Source organism: Limnochorda sp. LNt (assembly GCF_035593265.1).
GTDB lineage: Bacteria > Bacillota > Limnochordia > Limnochordales > Geochordaceae > Geochorda > Geochorda subterranea.
This window is the reverse complement of record NZ_CP141614.1, coordinates 184414-202810: the sequence shown is the minus strand read 5'-3', so window position 1 is coordinate 202810 and position 18397 is coordinate 184414. Positions and strand designations below refer to the sequence as shown.

The 18397-nt window shown below is 71.8% G+C and carries 15 protein-coding genes; 7 read left to right on the top strand and 8 right to left on the bottom strand.

Features of this window, described 5'->3' with window-relative positions:
* Nucleotides 1–25 precede the first annotated feature (25 nt).
* The gene (locus tag VLY81_RS01050) at nucleotides 26–640 is read right to left on the bottom strand and encodes a cysteine hydrolase family protein (protein ID WP_324669166.1); all 615 of its coding nucleotides are present in this window, start codon (nucleotides 638–640) and stop codon (nucleotides 26–28) included.
* Nucleotides 641–760: 120 nt separating this feature from the next.
* Between VLY81_RS01050 and VLY81_RS01045 the strand changes: the two genes are divergently transcribed.
* On the top strand, nucleotides 761–2581 hold the full coding sequence (locus VLY81_RS01045) for a glycoside hydrolase family 10-like protein (RefSeq protein ID WP_324669165.1): 1821 nt from the start codon (nucleotides 761–763) through the stop codon (nucleotides 2579–2581).
* A 136-nt stretch (nucleotides 2582–2717) separates the two neighbouring features.
* A complete protein-coding gene (locus VLY81_RS01040; RefSeq protein ID WP_324669164.1) occupies nucleotides 2718–3932 on the top strand; it encodes a S1C family serine protease in 1215 nt (404 codons plus the stop codon).
* A gap of 87 nt (nucleotides 3933–4019) precedes the next feature.
* On the opposite strand, the gene ftsH is transcribed toward VLY81_RS01040, so the two are convergent.
* The 7 genes from ftsH to VLY81_RS01005 form a co-directional block, all read right to left on the bottom strand.
* Nucleotides 4020–5966 (bottom strand): ATP-dependent zinc metalloprotease FtsH, encoded by a 1947-nt coding sequence (ftsH, locus tag VLY81_RS01035; RefSeq protein ID WP_324669163.1) that lies wholly within the window; start codon nucleotides 5964–5966, stop codon nucleotides 4020–4022.
* A 38-nt stretch (nucleotides 5967–6004) separates the two neighbouring features.
* On the bottom strand, nucleotides 6005–7174 hold the full coding sequence (tilS, locus tag VLY81_RS01030) for a tRNA lysidine(34) synthetase TilS (protein WP_324669162.1): 1170 nt from the start codon (nucleotides 7172–7174) through the stop codon (nucleotides 6005–6007).
* Between the two features lie 145 nt (nucleotides 7175–7319).
* Nucleotides 7320–7487, bottom strand: coding sequence for an SPW repeat domain-containing protein (locus tag VLY81_RS01025; protein ID WP_324669161.1), 168 nt, complete (start codon nucleotides 7485–7487; stop codon nucleotides 7320–7322).
* Nucleotides 7488–7555: 68 nt separating this feature from the next.
* Complete coding sequence (locus VLY81_RS01020) at nucleotides 7556–9706, bottom strand: SpoIIE family protein phosphatase (RefSeq protein WP_324669160.1); 2151 nt, start codon at nucleotides 9704–9706, stop codon at nucleotides 7556–7558.
* On the bottom strand, nucleotides 9606–10028 hold the full coding sequence (locus VLY81_RS01015) for a hypothetical protein (RefSeq protein WP_324669159.1): 423 nt from the start codon (nucleotides 10026–10028) through the stop codon (nucleotides 9606–9608). The genes VLY81_RS01020 and VLY81_RS01015 overlap by 101 nt, the downstream gene beginning before the upstream one ends.
* Before the next feature lie 194 nt (nucleotides 10029–10222).
* Entirely contained in the window at nucleotides 10223–11515 is a 1293-nt protein-coding gene (locus VLY81_RS01010; protein ID WP_324669158.1) for a sensor histidine kinase, read from the bottom strand.
* Nucleotides 11512–12270, bottom strand: a complete 759-nt coding sequence (locus tag VLY81_RS01005) for a response regulator transcription factor (protein ID WP_324669157.1) — start codon at nucleotides 12268–12270, stop codon at nucleotides 11512–11514. The genes VLY81_RS01010 and VLY81_RS01005 overlap by 4 nt, the downstream gene beginning before the upstream one ends.
* Nucleotides 12271–12381: 111 nt before the next feature.
* On the opposite strand from VLY81_RS01005, the gene galE reads away from it, so the two are divergent.
* The 5 genes from galE to VLY81_RS00980 all read left to right on the top strand — a co-directional run bounded on the left by galE (nucleotide 12382) and on the right by VLY81_RS00980 (nucleotide 18395).
* On the top strand, nucleotides 12382–13356 hold the full coding sequence (galE, locus tag VLY81_RS01000; protein ID WP_324669155.1) for a UDP-glucose 4-epimerase GalE: 975 nt from the start codon (nucleotides 12382–12384) through the stop codon (nucleotides 13354–13356).
* 140 nt (nucleotides 13357–13496) lie between these two features.
* Nucleotides 13497–14660 (top strand): D-alanine--D-alanine ligase family protein, encoded by a 1164-nt coding sequence (locus VLY81_RS00995; protein ID WP_324669154.1) that lies wholly within the window; start codon nucleotides 13497–13499, stop codon nucleotides 14658–14660.
* Between the two features lie 134 nt (nucleotides 14661–14794).
* Nucleotides 14795–16015 carry a KamA family radical SAM protein gene (locus VLY81_RS00990; protein WP_324669152.1) on the top strand — a complete coding sequence of 407 codons (1221 nt, stop codon included), beginning with the start codon at nucleotides 14795–14797 and terminating at the stop codon, nucleotides 16013–16015.
* Between the two features lie 219 nt (nucleotides 16016–16234).
* Complete coding sequence (locus VLY81_RS00985; RefSeq protein ID WP_324669151.1) at nucleotides 16235–17089, top strand: hypothetical protein; 855 nt, start codon at nucleotides 16235–16237, stop codon at nucleotides 17087–17089.
* Nucleotides 17090–17177: 88 nt separating this feature from the next.
* Nucleotides 17178–18395, top strand: coding sequence for a hypothetical protein (locus VLY81_RS00980; RefSeq protein ID WP_324669150.1), 1218 nt, complete (start codon nucleotides 17178–17180; stop codon nucleotides 18393–18395).
* The last annotated feature ends 2 nt before the right edge of the window (nucleotides 18396–18397 follow it).

The following is an 18397-nucleotide window of genomic DNA, read 5'->3' as shown; positions in this document are numbered from 1 at the left end:
CCTGCCTCCGAGTCGGGTTTGGGCCTCAGGGCGACGCGTGGGCGACGATGGCGTCGGAGCGGGTGATCAGTCCCTTGAAGAGGAAGGCGACCTGGCGCAGCGCGGCCTCCATGTCGAAGGGCGTCAGCGCCGAGACGGCGTCGATGGGGATGACCACCTTGTACCAGCGCAGGGCGGCGCTGGCTGCCGTGTAGTGGACGCAGATGTTGGCCACGGTGCCGCAGATGACGAGGGTGTCGGCGCCGGCCAGTCGCAGCTCGTGGTCCAGGCTCGTGCCGTAGAAGGCGTCGTATCGGACCTTCTGCACGACCCGCTCGGACGCCAGCGGCTCCAGCTCGTCGACGATCCGGGCCCCCCAGGTGCCGGCCACGGCGTGCTCGCCCCATATGGCGAACTCCGGGTCGCCGGGGGCGTGCCAGTCCTGGGTGAAGAAGACCGGCATGTGGTGCTGGCGGGCCATGGCCAGCAGCCGCTGGATGGCCGGGATGGTGGCGGGTGCGTCGGGCACGTAGAGGCGGCCCTCGGGGCGGCAGAAGTCGTTTTGCATGTCGACGACGACGAGCGCCGTGCGATCCGGGTCCACCTCCACCCTCTCGGCGACCGGCAGGGGCTCGGGCAGCTCGATGGTCCGGGCGGGCATGGCATCCACCCCCGTCTATTGTTCGCACCGCAGGGAAGGGGTGTCAAACGCCGCCCGCCAATTGGTGGACGCCGGGGCCACCGCCCCGCCATCTCCTTTACAGGGAGGTCGTCGTCGGCCGTGAGCGCACGCATGGGAGGTGGTCGCCTCCTGGCGGCCCTTGGCTCCATCGCGATCCTGACGCTGGCTGCCGTCGTCGGAGACGTGTCGTGGTCGCATCCCGCGGCCGCGACGGCGGCGCCCCTCCCGGCCCTGTCGCCGGCCGCGCCGGAGCCGGCGTGGCAGCTGCGCGGCATCTGGATCGACAACGGCTACCTCGCCCGCCTCGACGGGCGCCCGGGAGTCGCCCGGCTGATGGATCAGCTGGTGGCCGCGGGCTTCAACGCGGTCTTCGTGGAGAGCCTCTACCGCGGCTACACCCTCTACCCCGGACCGTATCAGGACGGCCGGTTCGCGGCCTGGGGCGAGGATCCGCTGAGAGTCGTGGTCGAGGAGGCACGGGCGAGGGGGCTGTCGGTGCACGCCTGGATGTGGATGCTGGGGGCGGCCATCCACGCCGGGCTGAGCCCCCTGCTGGAGGCCCACCCCCAATGGGCCGACCGCAGCGCCTCGGGCGACCTCTTCGCCGCCGGTGGATCCCGGATGGCCTGGCTGGACCCCTCGCGTCCCGAGGTGCGCCGGTGGCTGGGGGGCGAGGCGGCCCGCCTGGCCACTGCCTACGGGCTCGACGGGATCCACCTCGACTACATCCGTTACAACGACGAGCTGCGCGATCCCTTCGGCTACTCCGAGCACGCGCAGGCGGCCTTTCGCGACGCCACGGGCATCGATGTCGGCGGGAGGAGCCCCTCGGAGCTCCGGCCTGATGAGTCGGACGCCTGGAAGCGGTGGCGCGAGGCGCAGGTGACCGCGGTGGTGCGAGCGGTGCGGGACGCCGTGGAGGCCGCCGCACCCGACGTCATCCTGTCGGCCGCCGTGCTGCCCGAGCGCCGCCAGGCCCGCCTCATGCACCTGCAGGACTGGGTCTCGTGGCTGGCTGACGGGCTCGTCGACCTGGCCATCCCCATGGCCTACACCTCGTCGACGGCCAACCTGCGCGACCTGCTGGCCTCGGTCTCCGGCGAGCTCGAGGAGCTGGCCCCCTGGCGGTCGCCCGACCGCCTCCGCGCACGCGTCGTGCCGGGGCTCGCCCTGTTCGCAACGCGGCCCGACACCCTGCTGGAGCAGATGGGGCTGGTGCGAGGCTTCGGCTTCGGAGGGGTGGTGCTCTTCAGCACCTCGTATCTGAGCCTGCCCTTCCGGGAAGCCCTGGCCGCGGGTCCCTTCGCCGGGCCGGCCGAGCCCCCGGCCCGGCTTCGCCACGAAATGGCCGCCCTGCCCGGGCTCCCACCCCAGGCCATGCCGGCGCCGGAGGTGGCGCCGGCGCCCGCCGGCCCACCGCCGGGTGCCAACCTGGCCAGGACGGCCTCGGTTGCCGTCGACTCGTCGTTTAGGGGCTACTCGCCCGCTCCCCTCAACGACGGCCGGCGCAACGACGTGCCGGAGGTGGGGCGATGGGCGGAGGCGGCGTGGGCATCGGCCGAGCGCGCCAGCGACCACTGGATCGAGCTCCGGTGGGCCACCGACCAGACCATCTCCCAGGTGGACATCTACTGGGCGCTGGACCGCGGCCGCCTCTACCCTTCGAGCCGGCTGCGGGTCGAGGTCTGGCTGGACCAGGAGCAGCGGTGGCAGACGGTCTGGGCTTACGAAGCCGAGCCCTCCGACCGCGTCGCCCGCACCTCCGTCACCTTCGTGCCCGTCACCACCCGGGCTTTGCGCCTGTATCAGCCGGCCGGCGGTGGCGCGCTCGGACGGCCGGACCTGATGTGGGTGGCCGAGGTGGAGGTATACGGGCCCGCGGCCTCGCATGGGCTAGCTCCGGCCGACGGCCCACGATAGATGTGACCGAGGGGCGCCATGCCCCGGGCGTGCCGAGCGTGAGGTGGCATCCGCCCCAGACTTTCACGGCCGGGGACGCAGGCCCGGACGGTATAATCCGGCTTGTGGAGGGGTTCACGAAGGGGGAGTGATCGCTGTGGAGTTGGAGAGGCGACGCGGCCGGTGGCGTAGATTGGTGGGCTTCGCGTTGCTGGCCGTCGTGAGCTTCTTGGTGGGCTCGCTCGTCACCACCGTGGTCGACATGCGCCTGGCGGCGCAGAGTCCGGCACCTCAGGCGTCGACCGCGAACCTGCCCCAGGCGGTGGCAGTCGAGGCCCCCGGCATCGGCAATCCGTACATCCTGGCCGACATCGCCGAGCAGGTGAGCCCCGCGGTGGTCTTCGTGTCGGCCACGTTTCCCCAGACGCCCCAGGTGACCCGGGACCCGTTCTTCGAGTTCTTCTTCGGGCAGATTCCGGCGCCCGAGCAGTCCAGCGCGGGCACGGGCTTCATCATCTCGGAGGACGGCTACATCCTGACCAACCAGCACGTCGTGGGCAACGTGGGCGACAACCAGAAGATCACCGTCAAGATCTCGACGCCCGACTTCACGGGTGAGGTGCCGGCCCAGCTGATGGGCACCAGCTACAGCCTGGACCTGGCGGTGCTCAAGATCGACAAGCCCCGGGGCCTGGCCCGGCTCCCGGTGGTCAAGCTGGGTGACTCGGACCGTACCCGGCCCGGCGAGTGGGTCATCGCCATCGGCAACCCGTACGGGGAGCAGCTCGAGCACACCGTCACCGTCGGGGTCGTCAGCGCCAAGGGCCGCCAGATCCGGGTCTACGACCGGGACGCCGGCCGCTGGCGCCAGTACCAAAACCTGCTGCAGACCGACGCCGCCATCAACCCCGGCAACTCGGGCGGGCCCCTGGTCAACATCGCCGGCGAGGTCATCGGCATCAACACGGCCGTCAACGCGCAAGGTCAAAACATCGGCTTCGCCATCCCCATCAACGAGGCCAAGCAGGTCCTGGAGGGCCTCATCGCCCAGGCCGGCCAGCCGCAGCGCCGTCCCTACATGGGCGTCCTGCTGGAGGACATCGACAGCCGGCTGGCTCGCTACCTCGGGCTGCCCGACACCAACGGCGCCCTGATCAGCACGGTGGTGAGCGGGTCGCCGGCCGACAAGGCCGGGCTGCGGGTCTACGACGTCATCCGGCGGATGGGCCAGCGAGAGATCAAGACCGCCGACGACGTCATCACCGAGCTCGACCGCTACAAGCCCGGCGACGAGGTGCTGCTCCAGGTCTTCCGAAACGGGCGCACCGTGACGGTGGTCCTGACGCTGGGCGAGCGGCCTGCCAACAGTTGAGGCGAGCGCGACTCGCACAAGAGGCGAAGGAAGGGAGCGGGCCATACGGCCCGCTCCCTTCGCGCGCTCGCGCTGCATGCGCCCGGTCTAGCCCTCGGCAGGTCTCGGCTGCTGCTTGGTGGCCGGCGGCTCCAGCAGCCCCTCCTGCTCCCGCAGGCGCCGGCGCTCGCCTCGCTCGGGCTGGGCCGGCTGCTTGCCGGCCTCCGCCCCCGCCGCCTCGCCGGGCTCCGGCAGGGCGCGGCCCTCGACGACGGCCACGAATGCCTCCCGGTTGAGGGTCTCCCGCTCCATGAGGGCGGAGACCACCCGCTCCAGGGCGTCCCGCTGCTCCTGCAAGATGGTGCGGGCCTTGTCGTAGGCCTCCTCGATGAGGCGGCGGACCTCCTCATCGATGGCCGCCGCCACCTGCTCGCTGTAGTTGCGGTCCCGGGCGATGTCGCGGCCCAGGAAGATGAGGTCCTCGTGCTGTCGCCCGAAGGTGAGCGGCCCCAGCCGGTCGCTCATGCCCCAGGCCATCACCATCTGGCGGGCCAGCTTGGTGGCCTGCTCCAGGTCGTTTTGGGCCCCCGTGCTCACCTCGGCGAAGGCCAGCTCCTCGGCCGCCCGCCCGCCCAGGATGTGGGCCAGGCGATCCAGCAGCTCCGAGCGGGTCTCCACCAGCTTGTCCTCGTCGGGGAGCACCATGGTGTAGCCGCCGGCCAGTCCCCGCCCGACGATGGTCACCTTGTGAACGGGATCGGCGTTGGGCAGGAAGTGCGCCACCAGCGCGTGGCCGGCCTCGTGGTAGGCCAGCACCTTCTTGTCTTGCGGGCGGATGACCCGGCGGCGCCGCTCGGGCCCCATGATGACCCGATCGATGGCCTCCTCCAGCTCATCCATGCCGATGCGCTTCTTGCCGCGGCGGGCCGCCAGGATGGCCGCCTCGTTCATCACGTTCTCCAGGTCGGCCCCCACGAAGCCAGGCGTGCGACGGGCCAGGAGCTTCAAGTCGACGTCAGGCGCCATCGGCTTGTTGCGGCTGTGGACCTTGAGGATCTCGTAGCGTCCCTCGACGTCGGGCCGATCCACCAGCACCTTGCGGTCGAAGCGGCCGGGTCTCAACAGCGCCGGGTCCAGCACGTCGGGTCGGTTGGTGGCGGCCATCACGATGATGCCGCTGTTGGGCTCGAAGCCGTCCATCTCCACCAGCAGCTGGTTGAGCGTCTGCTCCCGCTCGTCGTGCCCGCCACCGAGGCCGGCGCCCCGTTGCCGTCCGACCGCGTCCAGCTCGTCGATGAAGACGATGCAGGGGGCGTTCTTCTTGGCCGTCTCGAAGAGGTCCCGCACCCGGGCCGCGCCGACGCCGACGAACATCTCCACGAAGTCGGAGCCGCTGATGCTGAAGAAGGGCACCCCCGCTTCACCGGCCACCGCCCGTGCCATCAGCGTCTTACCGGTGCCCGGCGGGCCCACCAGCAGGATGCCCTTGGGCACCCGGGCGCCCATCTCGACGAACTTGCGAGGATGCTTGAGGAACTCGACGATCTCCTGGAGCTCCTGCTTGGCCTCCTCCAATCCGGCCACGTCGGCGAAGGTGACCTTGGTCCTCTCCTCCGTGTGCAGCCGGGCCCGGCTCTTGCCGAACGACATCGCCCGGTTGGAGCCGCCCTGCATCTGATTGAGGATGAAGAGCCAAATCCCCACGAAGACCACGAGGGTCAGCAGATTGGGCAGCAGGTTGAGCCACCAGGGCGGGTTGGGCGGCGGCTCGGCCGAGACCGGTACGCCGCGCTCCTCCAGGCGTCGCATGACCTCCTGGCCGGTGTTGGCGGGGATGTACGTGACGAAGCCGGAGCCGTCCTTCAGCGTGCCCTCCAGCCTTTGATCCCCGATGAACCGGACGTTGGCCACCTGCCCCTGCTCCAGCAAGCGGGTGAACTGGTAGTACTCGAGCTGCCGTCTGCTCTCGGAGGGGGAGTAGAAGGTGCTGACGATGGCGATGAGTACGATGGCCACCAGCAGATAGAGGCTGATGCCGCGGAGAAATCGATTCATCTCCGCCCCTCCCCTCCGGTCCCTACGCCCCATTCGCTTCACGTCCTCCGCTCAGACGCGTCGCGCCGGGCACTCGCCCGGCGCCCTGCGTTCCCAGAGTCATTATAACACGCAGGGCCTCTCGATTCCGGCTCACGGCCCGTCGGCCCCTTCGCGCGGAGGGTCGCGACGCGTTCCAGGACGAGCCGCCCCCGCATCAGCCGGGTCACGATGCGGCCAGGCAGCTGCAGCTCGACGCCGCCGCGTCCCCGTGCCACCGCCGTCCACAGGGCCTCGATGTGGACCAGGCCCAGGGCGCCCCGGTGCCCGCCCGACACTTCTTCGTAGGCCCGCACGAGGATGCGTCGGCCCAGGGCGGGATGGAGGCCGCCCAGAGCCCTCGCGTCCAGCTCCAGCCGGCCGCCCTCACCAGGCGTGGCGATTCGCCGCCACACCTCGTCGACGCGAGCTCGCATGTACTCCTGCTCGTCGAGGGCCACCGACGCCAGGCGCACCAGGGCCCGGCGCACCCCCGGCCTCACCGTCGACTCCAGGTAGGGCAACACCTCGAGCCGGATGCGATTGCGCAAGAAACGGGGCGACCGGTTGGTCTCGTCCTCGACCGGTCGGAGACCGGCGGCCCGACAGTAGGCCAGCACCTCGCGCCGCCAGACCCCCAGCAGCGGGCGCACGAAGACGCCCCGGACGGGTGGAATCCCGGCCAGCCCGGCCGGTCCCGTCCCGCGGAGCACCCACATCAGGACCGTCTCGGCCTGGTCGTCGGCGGTATGCCCGAGCGCCACGCGCCGGCACCCCTCCTCCCGGGCGGTCCGCTCCAGGGCCTCGAGCCGGAGCTGCCGGGCCGCCGTCTCCAACGAGAGGCCCTGAGCGTGCGCGTAGGTCCGCACGTCGACGTCGATCCGCCGAAACGGCACCGCGAGGCGGCTCGCGAGGGCCCGGGCGGCTTCGGCGTCCCGGTCCGCCGACGCTCCTCGGATCCCGTGGTGGACGTGAGCGGCCTGCACCCGCAACTGCAGCCGAGGCGCCAGCAGCAGCAGCGCGTGCAGGAGCGCCGACGAGTCAGGCCCCCCCGACAACGCCACCAGCACGCCATCGGAGCGTCCCAGCATGCGGTGATGCTCCACCGCTCGAGCCAGCGAGCGAAACAGGGGGGTCCTTCGGAGACGGGACGCCTCCTGTCCGTCCAGCCCTACCGATGGGCTCGGCATCTGTGCGAAGGCCGTGTCGCCCCCCGTCCGGGCTTGCCAAAAAAGAGACGGCCCGCAGGGCGAGCCGTCGGCAGCACCAGGAAGTCGCCAGCGCAGGATGTCGGATGAAGACGTGGCCCGCCGTAGCCCGGCGCGGGCCTCGGCGTCAGCTGCCCGTCTTAGCCTGTGCCTGGGTGTTGGCCCAGTACGCGGCTACCGCGACGATGATCCCGCCGATGACGCTGACCCACTTGAGCGAGTCGAGGCTCTGTACGAACCACGGCACGATGATCAACAGGACACCAACGACGACGTTGACCCAGTTCTGCCACACGGCCGCCAACCCCCCTCGAACGGTGTCGGGCCCGGTCGTGGGATTGCAACGTACACGAGTCGCTGGCGCTACCTGCCTGCCGACGCCGTCGCCCTCGCGGGCCGCTTGGCACCAGCCCCAGTATATGCCGGCACCCCAGCAAGGTCAAGTTGACGGGCCGTCACCAGGGCCACCGTCACGTCATCGGGCCACCGGCCGGCGGCCATGCGATCGAGGCGCTCCATCACCCGTTGGAGCATCGCCTCCGCCGCCAGGCCCTCCGACGCCTTGGTGCGCAACGCCTCCAGGGCCCCCACCAGACAGCCCTCCGCGGCGTCCCCCAGCTCGCCGGCCCCGTCGGTCACCATCACGACGACCGTGCCGTCCTCCAGGGGCCGGCGGATGGGCTCCACGTCCACCGCGGCGACGATGCCCGCAGGAAGCGCTCGCCCCTCGATCCGCTCGACGCCGCTTGCGCACGCCACCAGCGTGGGGTAGGCCCCGGCCTTGGCCAGCTCCAGCTCACCCGTCACCAGGTCCACCAGCGTCACGTCCAGCGTGGCGAACCGCTCGTCCGGCGCTCGCGCCAGGAGCACCGCGTTGGCCACCTGGATCGCCTCCGCGGCCCCCGCGCCGGCCGCCAGCGCCGCCTCGGCCAGCCGCACGGCCGTCTCGCTCTCACGGGCCGCCTCCGGCCCGCTCCCCATTCCATCGCTCAGGACGAGGCCCACCAGAGCCGGGCCGACCTGCAGCCGCGCGAAGCTGTCGCCGCTGCAGATCTCGCCGTCCCGGGTGCGCGTGGCCAGGGCTATCTCCAAGTCCCACACGGGCCGGCGCACCAGGTGCACCTCGCAGCCGTCGCCCCCATCCCGATCCGCGCCGTGGCGGCACTGCACCGAGGCAGCCATCCATGGGACGCCCTCGTACTCCCCCAGCAGCCGCTCGAGGCTGCGGGCACAGCGCTGGTGCCCTCGGCAGGTCCCCACGAGGGCCACCAGGGCCTCGCGCCGGGCCCCCGTCCCTCCCACCACCACCTCACGGCACGCCATGCCTTCGCGGGCCAGGTACCGGGCCAGGCGTTGGGCTCCCTCGAAGTCCAGAGCCGCGGCCTGCGTCACGGCCATCCGGGCCAGCGTCTGCAGGATGCCCCGGGCGGCGTCGACCTGGGCCAGCAGGCGACGGGCCTGGCGGTCCGACTGGTGACGGGCTGCCTGCAAGGCTGCCATGGTGCGAGCCGCATCCTCCACGGCCTCGGCCAGCTTGACCGGCCGTATGCAGCGTCGGGCGAGGCCCGGCGGCATCATCGCCGGCTCCGCCCTGCCGCGGGCCTCCGCTCGCTCGAGATAAGCGAGCACGTCCAGCAGGCTCGCCTGCGCGCCGTCCTCCCAGCAGTGGCCGAACGAGGGACACCCCTCGCATGCCCGCTCCTGTACCATGCCGACGTAGCCCGCAGGGTCGGGACCCAGCGCCGACGAGTCGGCCGCCGCCGTCTCGTAGGCCGCGCGCAGCGCCTCCACCACCCGCTCGGTGCGCGAGACCCCCTGGGAGAGGCGCCGCCCCAGCCACGCCACCGCCAGGCGGCCCGCCGGGGCCGACGGCGCGGACGGAGTCCAGGAGGGGCCCACCAGTCGCCGGGCAAGGCGCTCCCACCGTGCCAGCGTGCGGGCGGGGGTGACCACGAAGAGCAAGGCCGCCGCCCCCGCATGCGCCAGGGCGGCCAGCGCCCACCGCTCCGTAGGAGCCAACAGGCCTCCGGCCGCCGTGACGCCCACGAGGCAGAGCGCGGGCCAGAGGCGCCAGGCGCCGGTGGCCGCCGCGCAGGCCACCGCGGCGGCCGCCTGCAACAGCCCGTACGGCACCCAGCGGGGGTCGGCTATCCCCAGCATGAGCCCGCTCACGACGCTCACCGCGACCGCCGGCGTCGCCCCCAGGGTCGTGCTCACGACCAGCGTCAGGTAGCCCACCGCCACGGCCGCCGGCTGCACGGGCCCGAGCCCCAGGCGCTCCAGCCCTGCCACCACCAGGGCCGTGCCCAGCACCAGCCCCGCTCCCCGCTGCACCGCCACCGGCCCATCCAGCGGGAGAGGCTCTCCGTCCTGCGACGACGCACGGTCTCGGGACGCCCCAGCCGGATCCCCCTCACCCAGCCGCGCCACCAGCGGCCCCCACAGCCGCACGAGGCTCCAGGCAAGGAGCGCCTCCGCCACCGTCTCGACCCACCACAGGGGGGGGCGCCCCACCCCAGTCCGAGGCCACCAGGCGGGCGGCCGCCACCGCGGCGGCCGCCAGGAGGTCGGCCCGCCGTCGCGTGCGCGCGCTGCCGGCAGGCCCGGCCAGCGCCCATCCCAGCGCGACGGCCCCCAGGACGGCCGGCCCCTTGCCGGGCTCGATGGCTGCCGTGACCAGGACCGCCACCAGCGCCGTCACCGCTGACGCGGCCCCCAGCGGCAACGTCGAGAAGAAGAAGGCGAGTCCGAAGGGGCTCAGGCCACCGAGGCGAGCGCCGCACAGCAGGCCGGCCACCAGTCCCATGCCGACGGCCCGGAGCGGTCTGTGGCCCACCAACGCCGCGATCCCCGGCGCCCACGTTAGCACAGACTCGACCCCGGGTCTGTCGAGCCCGGCCATGCAAGAGCCGAGCCCAAGGGGTTCCACCCGATGAGAGACCGGGCGGTCCGCCTCGAGCCGCCGTCGGACGTCGCCGGCCGTGCCCGCGGGCCTGTCCTGCTGCCGGGTCGTCTACCGAAGAGCCGGCATCACCCGAGATTCGTCGCCGGGTCCTCGTCGGCCTCGAGGGCTGGCCTGCCCATCGACTTGGCCGACGGGGCTCGGGAGGAGGCCGCGGGCGCTGGTGGTACGGGGCGCAGGGGCAGCACGACACCGAACGCCGCGCCCCCCTCGGGGCGGTTGGCTGCCCAGACGCGCCCGCCGTGCGCCTGGACCACCGACTTGACGACGGAGAGCCCGATGCCGCTGCCCCCTGTCTGGCGGCTGCGGCTGTGGTCGGCGCGAAAGAGATGGTCGAAGAGGTAGGGCAGGCTCTCCGGCGGGATGCCTGGCCCGTTGTCCTCCACGGTCACGATGGCCTCGGGGCGGTCGGGCGTCCCGCCCGCGCGTAGCCGGAGCCGTACCCAGCCGCCCTCGCCCGGCAGGTGGCGCACCGCGTTGCTGAGGAGGTTGGCCAGCACCTGACCGATGCGGTCCCCGTCGACCCAGGCCTTGGGCAGCGTCTCGTGCTCCACCACCAGCCGTGCCCCCATCTCCTCGAAACGCGGCCGCCACAGGTCGGCCGCCTGCTCCAGCAGCTCGGCCAGGTCCGTGGGGCGGCGGTGCAGACTCAACTCGCCCGCCTCCGCCAGCGCCAGATCTCGCAGATCATTGACCAGTCGGCTCAACATCGCCACCTGGGTGTGCAGCGCCGCGATCCGCTCGGGACGCGGGGGCGCCATCTCGTCCAGCATCGACTCCAGGTTGGCCTGCACCACCGCCAGGGGCGTCTTGAGCTCGTGGGCGATGTCGGCCAGTAGCCGGCGACGCTGGGCCTCCTTGCGAGCCAGCGCCGCCTCCATGGTGTCGAAGGCCTCGGCCAGCTGGTCCACCTCGTCGCCGCGAGCCGGCGGGGCTTGATGGGCCGCCTGCGCCAGGGCCAGGGCGCGCCCCGCCAGCTCCCGCAGACGCCGGCTCATCGTCGAGGCCATCAAGACGCCCAGGCCTGCCCCGGCCAGGGCGGCTCCCCCTCCCACCGTCCAGAGCAGGCTGCGGACCTGGTCGAGGAAGCGGCGTTCGGGCAGTCCCATCATGAGACGCAGCATCTCGGACCAGCGGGGGCCCATGGTGCGCCGCAGCATCCAGGTCGGTACGTCCGAGGGTGGCGGCGGCGCGGCCTCGCCGGCGGCCCCGCGCTCCTGGCGCGGCACGGCCTGCCGCTGGAAGAGGTAGTGGCCGAACTGGGACTGGACGGCCCAGTGGGCCGCCAGCCCGACGGCGGCCACCGACAGCACGGCCACCAGCGCGAAGGCTGCGGCCATCTTGAACGCGATGCGGTTCATGGGGTCTCCCTCGGTGTCACCAGTTTGTAGCCGACCCCGTAGACGGTCGCGATGAACCGGGGATGGCGCGGATCGTCCTCCAGCTTCTGGCGAAGGTTCTTGATGTGGGCGTCGATGGTGCGCTCATAGCCTTCGAAGGCGGCGCCCTGGACGCGCTCCACCAGTTGAAGCCGGGTGAAGACCATGCCCGGATGGGATGCCAGGGCGGCCAGGAGCTTGAACTCGGTGGGCGTCAGGTCCAGCTCCCGCTCACCCACGTAGGCCTGGTGCCGCGCCGGATCCACCACGAGGGGTCCCACCCGGCAGACCGGCTGGGCGTCACCGGGACGCTCCGCGCCCTCCGATCGCCGCCGGCCTCCCGCGTCCGACCCGTGGCGGCTTCGCCGCAGCACGGCCCGGATGCGCGCCACCACCTCGCGCGGGCTGAAGGGCTTGGTGATGTAGTCGTCGGCGCCCAGCTCCAGTCCCACGACCCGGTCCACCTCGTCGTCGCGCGCCGTCAGCATGATGATGGGCAGGTCCGAGTCGCGCCGGATGCGCCGGCAGACCTCGCGCCCGTCGAGCTTGGGCAGCATCAGGTCCAGCAGGACCAGATCCACGCGCTCGCGCCGCGCCAGCTCCAGGGCCTCCTCGCCATCGGATGCCCGGAGCACCCCAAACCCCTCGGCCTCGAGGTAGGCCTGCAGGACGTCGGCGATCTGCGCCTCGTCCTCCACCACCAGCACGGTGGCGGCGGCACCCCCCGGCAAAGTCACGTCTCAGGTCTCCCTCCGCGCCTCTAGCTTGGGCCCCCGGCAGGGGCCCGTCAAGCACGGGTGGAATGCTTGGGCTCGGACGAGGGCTGCAACGAGGAGGCAGGGCAGGCGTTGAAGGTCCTGGTGACGGGCGGCGCAGGCTACGTCGGGAGCCATGCCGTCCTCGCGCTCGTCGAGGCGGGCCACGAGGTGGTGGTCCTCGACGACTTGAGCACGGGCCATCAGGAGGCGGTGCACGGCGCGCGGCTGGTGGTGGGCGACATCGCCGATGGCGAGGCCATCTCGGCCCTGATGGGGGCCTGGGGCCCCTTCGAGGCGGCGATGCACTTCGCGGCACGCACCCAGGTCGGCGAGTCCATGGCCGACCCGGGAGGCTACTTCTCGGTCAACGTCGCGGGCACGTTGTCGTTGTTGCGCGCGCTGGTCGCAGGGGGGGTGCGGTGGTTCGTCTTCTCGTCGTCGGCGGCCGTCTACGGCGAGCCGCAACGCACGCCCATCCCCGAGGATCATCCTCTCGCACCCACCAACCCCTACGGCGAGAGCAAGCGCATGGTGGAGAGCATGCTGCGCTGGTTCGAGAAGGCGCACGGGCTGCGCTGGGTCAGCCTCCGCTACTTCAACGCGGCGGGCGCCGATCCAGGCGGCCGGACGGGGGAGCGCCACGCTCCCGAGACGCACCTCATCCCGTCGGTGCTGCTGGCGGCTGCCGGTCGACGCGAGGCGGTGGAGATCTTCGGGACCGACTGGCCGACGGCCGACGGCACGTGCATCCGTGACTTCATCCACGTCTCGGATCTGGCCGAGGCTCATCGCCTGGCCCTGGGCTACCTGGCCTCGGGTGGCGAGAGCGACGTCTTCAACCTGGGCAGCGGGCACGGCTGGTCGGTCCGCGAAGTAGTGGAGACGTGCCGGCGCATCACCGGGCGCGATTTCGCGGTGCGCCTCGCCCCCCGGCGACCGGGCGACCCGGCCGTGCTCGTCGCCAGCGCCGACAAGGCACGGGCTCGCCTGGGATGGAGGCCCCGTCTCTCGTCGCTCGACGAGATGGTCGCGACCGCTTGGGCATGGCATCAGAAAGGATATTGACAGCCCCCGGGCCCCCCCATAGGATGGAGCCAGCCTCGCCGTCCTCGAGCGAGCCTGGCCCCGTAGCGTGACCGGGGGCGGGCCCGACTCGCCCGCAGGAGACAGGCTAGCGCGATCGGATCGGAGATGAGCCACGAGCCGTGAGCTCGATTCGCGTGGGGCTGTCCTTCAACTTGCGGGGGTCGGGCGGCCGCGACGGCCCGGAGGACCTGGAGGCGGAGTACGACGCCTGGAGTACGGTCTCGGCGATCGCCGAGGCCCTTTCTTTTGGGGGCGCGTCGACCGTCTACCTGCTCCCCGTCGAGGGGGACCTCCCCCGGCTCCTGGAGCGGACACGGCCCGACATCGTCTTCAACATCGCCGAGGGCCAGGCAGGCCGCAGCCGCGAGATGCTGGCACCGGCCCTGCTGGAGATGATGGGCATTCCGTACACGGGCTCCGACCCCGTCGCCCTGGGCGTGGCCATGGACAAGGCGCTGGCCAAGGCCGTGGCCGTCGCAGCCGGGGTGCCCACTGCACCGTGGCAGGTGGCGAGCCATCCCGACGATCCGGCCGCGTTGGGCCGGTGGTCCTCGTTTCCGGCCTTCGTCAAGCCCCTGGCGGAGGGCTCCAGCAAGGGCGTGCGGGCCTCCTCCCGGGTGCACGACTCGCAGGAGCTGGCCCGTCAGGTCCACTGGGTGCTCACCACGTACCGGCAGCCGGCGCTGGTCGAGGCGTACCTGCCGGGGCGGGAGTTCAGCGTGGGTCTCCTGGGCAATGGGGCCATCGAGGTCCTGCCCGTGCTGGAGGTCCGGCCGACCCGCCCCGTGGGGGACATCTCGGAGTTCGTCTATTGCTATCACACCAAGAGCGGCAACCTCGAGACGTTTCTCTGCCCGGCCCCCATCGATCCCGAGCTGCGGCGTGACCTCCAAGCGTACAGCGAGGCCATCTTCCAGGCGCTGGGCCTGCGAGACGTGGCACGGGTCGACTTCCGGCTGGACGCCGACGGCGTACCTCACTTCCTCGAGGTCAACCCTCTGCCGGGGCTTTCGCCCGCCAGTCTGCTGACCGCCCAGGCACAGGCGGCGGGGCTCACCCTGCCCGACCTGGTGGCGGGGATCCTGCTGGCGGCGATCAACCGGTGGCTGCTGGCGCCCGACCTGGAGCCGTCGCGTCGCAGCCGGCTCCTCGCCGTGGCCGAGGCGGCTCGAGCGGCGCTATCGCATGGCGGGGGCCGATCCCTGCTGCAGGTGCTCGACGGCCCCGACCGCTCCCCGGACCGGGGGACGCCCCCGCTGGTGACCTTGCCGCCGGCGGCGTGAGGGTATGCACGCAAGGGGCACCGGGCTCGCCCCGCCGAGGTTTCACCTTTGCCCGCCGGCCGGACCGCTGGTCCGTCCGGCCGGGGGCCGATTCGATCCGGCCGCAGAGCCGGGAGGAGGCGCATGGTCAGGCCATGAGCGACCACGTCGAGAGCCCCGACGAGAAGGCCGAACCTCCGGACCGTACGGAGTCGTGGAAGGACTGGAGGTGGCAGTTTCGCAACCGGGTGCGATCGGCCCAGGATCTGGCCCGTTACACCGTCGTCACGCCCGAGATGGCGCAGGCCATCGAGGCATGCTCCCATGAGTTTCGCTTCGCGGTCACGCCGTACTACCTGAGCCTCATCGACTGGTCCGACCCCGACGACCCCATTCGCCGCCAGGCTATCCCCAACGCCGACGAACTCGAGGATCCCCTCGGCGGGCTCGATCCCCTCCACGAGGAGGATCACTCCCCCGTCAAGGGGCTCGTCCACATGTACCCGGACCGGGTCGCCTTCCTCGTGACGGCCGACTGCGCCATCTACTGCCGCCACTGCACGCGCAAGCGGTTCGTGGGCAAAGGCGGCAAGATGACCGCGGCCGACGTGGACCGGGCCATCGAATACATCCGACAGACCCCGCAGATCCGCGACGTGCTCATCACGGGCGGCGATCCCCTGGTGGCGTCGGATGCCTGGCTCGAGTCGCTCATCTCGCGGATCCGGGCCATCGAGCACGTCGACATCATCCGCATCGGCACCCGCATGCCCGTGACGATGCCCCAGCGCATCACGGACGAGCTGTGCCAGATGCTGCAGCGCTACCATCCCATCTGGGTCAACACCCATTTCAACCATCCCCGAGAGCTGACACCCGAGGCCGCGCAGGCCGTCGACCGCCTCCTTCGGGCGGGCATCCCCGTCGGCAACCAGACGGTCATACTCAAGGGGGTCAACGACGACCCCGAGGTGATGCGCCAGCTGGTGCACGGGCTGTTGAAGATGCGGGTGCGGCCCTACTACCTCTACCAGTGCGACCTGTTGCGAGGCACCGCTCACTTCCGCACACCCGTTGAAAAGGGACTCGAGATCATCCAGGCGCTCCAGGGATGGACGACGGGCTTCGGTATCCCGACCTACGTGGTCGACACGCCCATCGGCAAGATCCCCGTGATGCCCCAGAATCTGGTGGAACGTGGCGACGGGTACGTGGTCCTCCGCAACTACGAGGGGCGCACCGTGCGCGTGCCCAATCCGTCGCCGGATGGCCCATCTCACGAGGCCATGCCGGTGGTCCAGGGGCAGGGCGTGACGACCTCACATTCCAACGGGTATGGGGTATCGGGACCGCCCGAGACGCCCACCAGCGCCTGACCACGGGACCAAGCGGTCGTTCCAAGGCAGGGTCGGCTTGACAGCCGACCCTTTTTTGTGTCCTCTTGAATCAATCGCGCGTTGGAAGGAAGGCCCCGGGGCAAATAGAATCTAGACCGTCCGGTTGGTGCCGCCAGCCTTGGGATTTCCCGGGACCTTCGTCCCGATCGTTTGAAGGAGCCATCGCCAGATGCGTGGCCATGGAAGGGGTGCGGTCGGATGAGCGACGATCGTGAGCGTCCGGGCAACTGGACCGATCCCACCGAGGATGTCTCGGAGCAGCCGGCCTTGGATGGGCTGGAGCTGGCGGAGGTCGAGACGACGCCCGCACGGCTGGAGGAGGGCGCCGGCGATCGCATGAGCGAGGCGGGTGCCGACGCGTTGAGCCGCGAGCCGGCGGCCACGCCGGCGGGCGAGCCAGCGTCCGCCGAGGCTGCAACGAACTCCCCCCGCCGGCGCCGGGGTGGCAAGCCCCGTCTCAACGAGGAGCAGGACCGGCGGATCGTCGAGGCCTTCGAGCAGGCCAAGCGAGAGGGCCGTTCCCTCAAGGACGTGGCCGCCGCGCTCTCGGCGGAGATGGGCCAGCCGCCCGACTACATCAACCAGCGCTACTACTACCTCCAGCGCAAGAGCCGGGCCGACGAGGGCCAGCGACCGGCTGCGGCCCGACGGGGACGAGAGCGGGCGGGAGCGCCGGCAGGGCGTGGTGCAGCCGCGGAGGGTCGCGGGCGCCGCCGAGCCCCCACCACCACGGGTCAGCCGGCGGCCTCCGCACCGGCAGCCCCGACCGCGGCGCCCGCGACGACGAGCGGCGACCTGGTGGGCATCGCTCGGGCCCTCGACGAGCTGACGCAGCTCACGCGCAGCCAGCTGGGGGCCGTCGCCGAGCGACTCCAAAGCCTCGAGACCCGCATCGCCGCCCTGGAGAGCCGGCCGCCCGCCGACGTCTCGGTCGATCAGGTGCTCGAGCGGCTGGGCCAGGTGCTGCAGGAGCGAGGGCGGGCCGTGCGCGGCCGCGAGCGGGTGAGGGCGGCTGTTCAGGAGTTCCTCAAGGCGATCGATGAGAGTCTGTGAGAGCGTCAGCCCGCGCGTGGTGGAGCAGGTGACGGAGCCATCGCGACAGGGCCGACCATGAGGGCCGATCGACGGGGGGTTGTCGAGCATGGGTCTCGGACGACGGACCGGGCGGACCCTCGCGATGCTGGCGGCCCTGGCGTTGGTGGGGTCGACCGGCGCATGGGCCGCGGAGACGAGCGTGACGTGGTCGCCGTACCTGATGGTGAGCGATCCCATCGCCGCCAACCCGGCGGCCTTCCCGTGGCGGGTCGTCGCCGTCAGCGTGGGGCCACTGGCGGCGGAGTTGGAGTCCAGCGACTGGACGCTGGCCGAGGCGAGCCAGTTCTTCCAGGCGCTGGCCTCGGACGGGGGATCCTCCCCGGCCGCTGACCAGGACCAGCACCTGCGGCTCGCCGCACGGGGCCGCGCCATGGTGAGCGTCGCCGCGTTGCAGGCGGGCTGGGGCCTGAGCGTGGCCGGATCGGGCTCGCTGTCCGAGGAGACGCTGACGCTGCTGCGAGAGGGCGACCAGGCCGACCCCTCTCGCTCCTACTCGCTGGAGGGCACGGCGCTGACCCTGGCCGCGTGGCAGGATGCCTTCGTCCGGGTCAACGCCCCGGTGCCCTTCATCCCCCGGCTCCTGGGCATCGAGGGCTTCTCGGCGGGCGCCGGCTACCACTGGCTGAGCGGGCTGGCGTACGTGACCGTCGAGGGCGAGGGCACGCTGAATGCGGCCCAAGAAGACCCCGAAGCGTCGTTGACCATCCGGCGCTCCCGGCAGGGCAACGGATCGGCCTTCGAGGTGGGGGCAGTGGCCCGGATCAACCGGTTGGTCTCGCTGGAGGGAGCCTACCTGGGCGGCGGCCACATCTCCTGGAGTGGCCTCGAGGAGACCCTCCTGTCCAAGGAGACCGTCGAGTCCAACCCGTCGGACCCCTGGCAAACCCGACCCGTCGGCGGCGTCGACGTCCTCCGCCTGCCCGACGTGGCCCTGGTGGGGGTGCACGTGCGGCCCCTGGCCAGCGGGCTGCTGGAGCTGAGTGGCTACTTCTCCCGGATCGGCATCGGCTCGGCCGCCCCGGTCGACCGGCTCCAGGCCGAAGCCAGCTTCGACGCCCTGGGGCTGCTGCGCGCCACGCTGGGGGCGGCCCGTGACTCGGCGCTCGGCCCTGCGGCCGGCGAGCCGTGGCGGCTCTACGCCTCCCTCGGGGTGGGCCTGGGCGGCTCGGGCCTCACCATCCGGGCGGTCAATCTCCAGGAGATCGGCAAGGGCGCCGCGGCGCGGTCGCTGGGGCTCTCGGTAATGGCCAGCCTGGGGTTGTGACG

Coding starts and splice junctions, on each gene's coding strand:
- VLY81_RS00980 (WP_324669150.1), top strand. CDS start 17,178: ATGGGTCTCGGACGACGGACCGGGCGGACCCTCGCGATGCTGGCGGCC.
- VLY81_RS01010 (WP_324669158.1), bottom strand. CDS start 11,515: ATGAACCGCATCGCGTTCAAGATGGCCGCAGCCTTCGCGCTGGTGGCC.
- tilS (WP_324669162.1), bottom strand. CDS start 7,174: ATGCCGAGCCCATCGGTAGGGCTGGACGGACAGGAGGCGTCCCGTCTC.
- VLY81_RS00990 (WP_324669152.1), top strand. CDS start 14,795: ATGAGCGACCACGTCGAGAGCCCCGACGAGAAGGCCGAACCTCCGGAC.
- ftsH (WP_324669163.1), bottom strand. CDS start 5,966: ATGAATCGATTTCTCCGCGGCATCAGCCTCTATCTGCTGGTGGCCATC.
- VLY81_RS00985 (WP_324669151.1), top strand. CDS start 16,235: ATGAGCGACGATCGTGAGCGTCCGGGCAACTGGACCGATCCCACCGAG.
- VLY81_RS01050 (WP_324669166.1), bottom strand. CDS start 640: ATGCCCGCCCGGACCATCGAGCTGCCCGAGCCCCTGCCGGTCGCCGAG.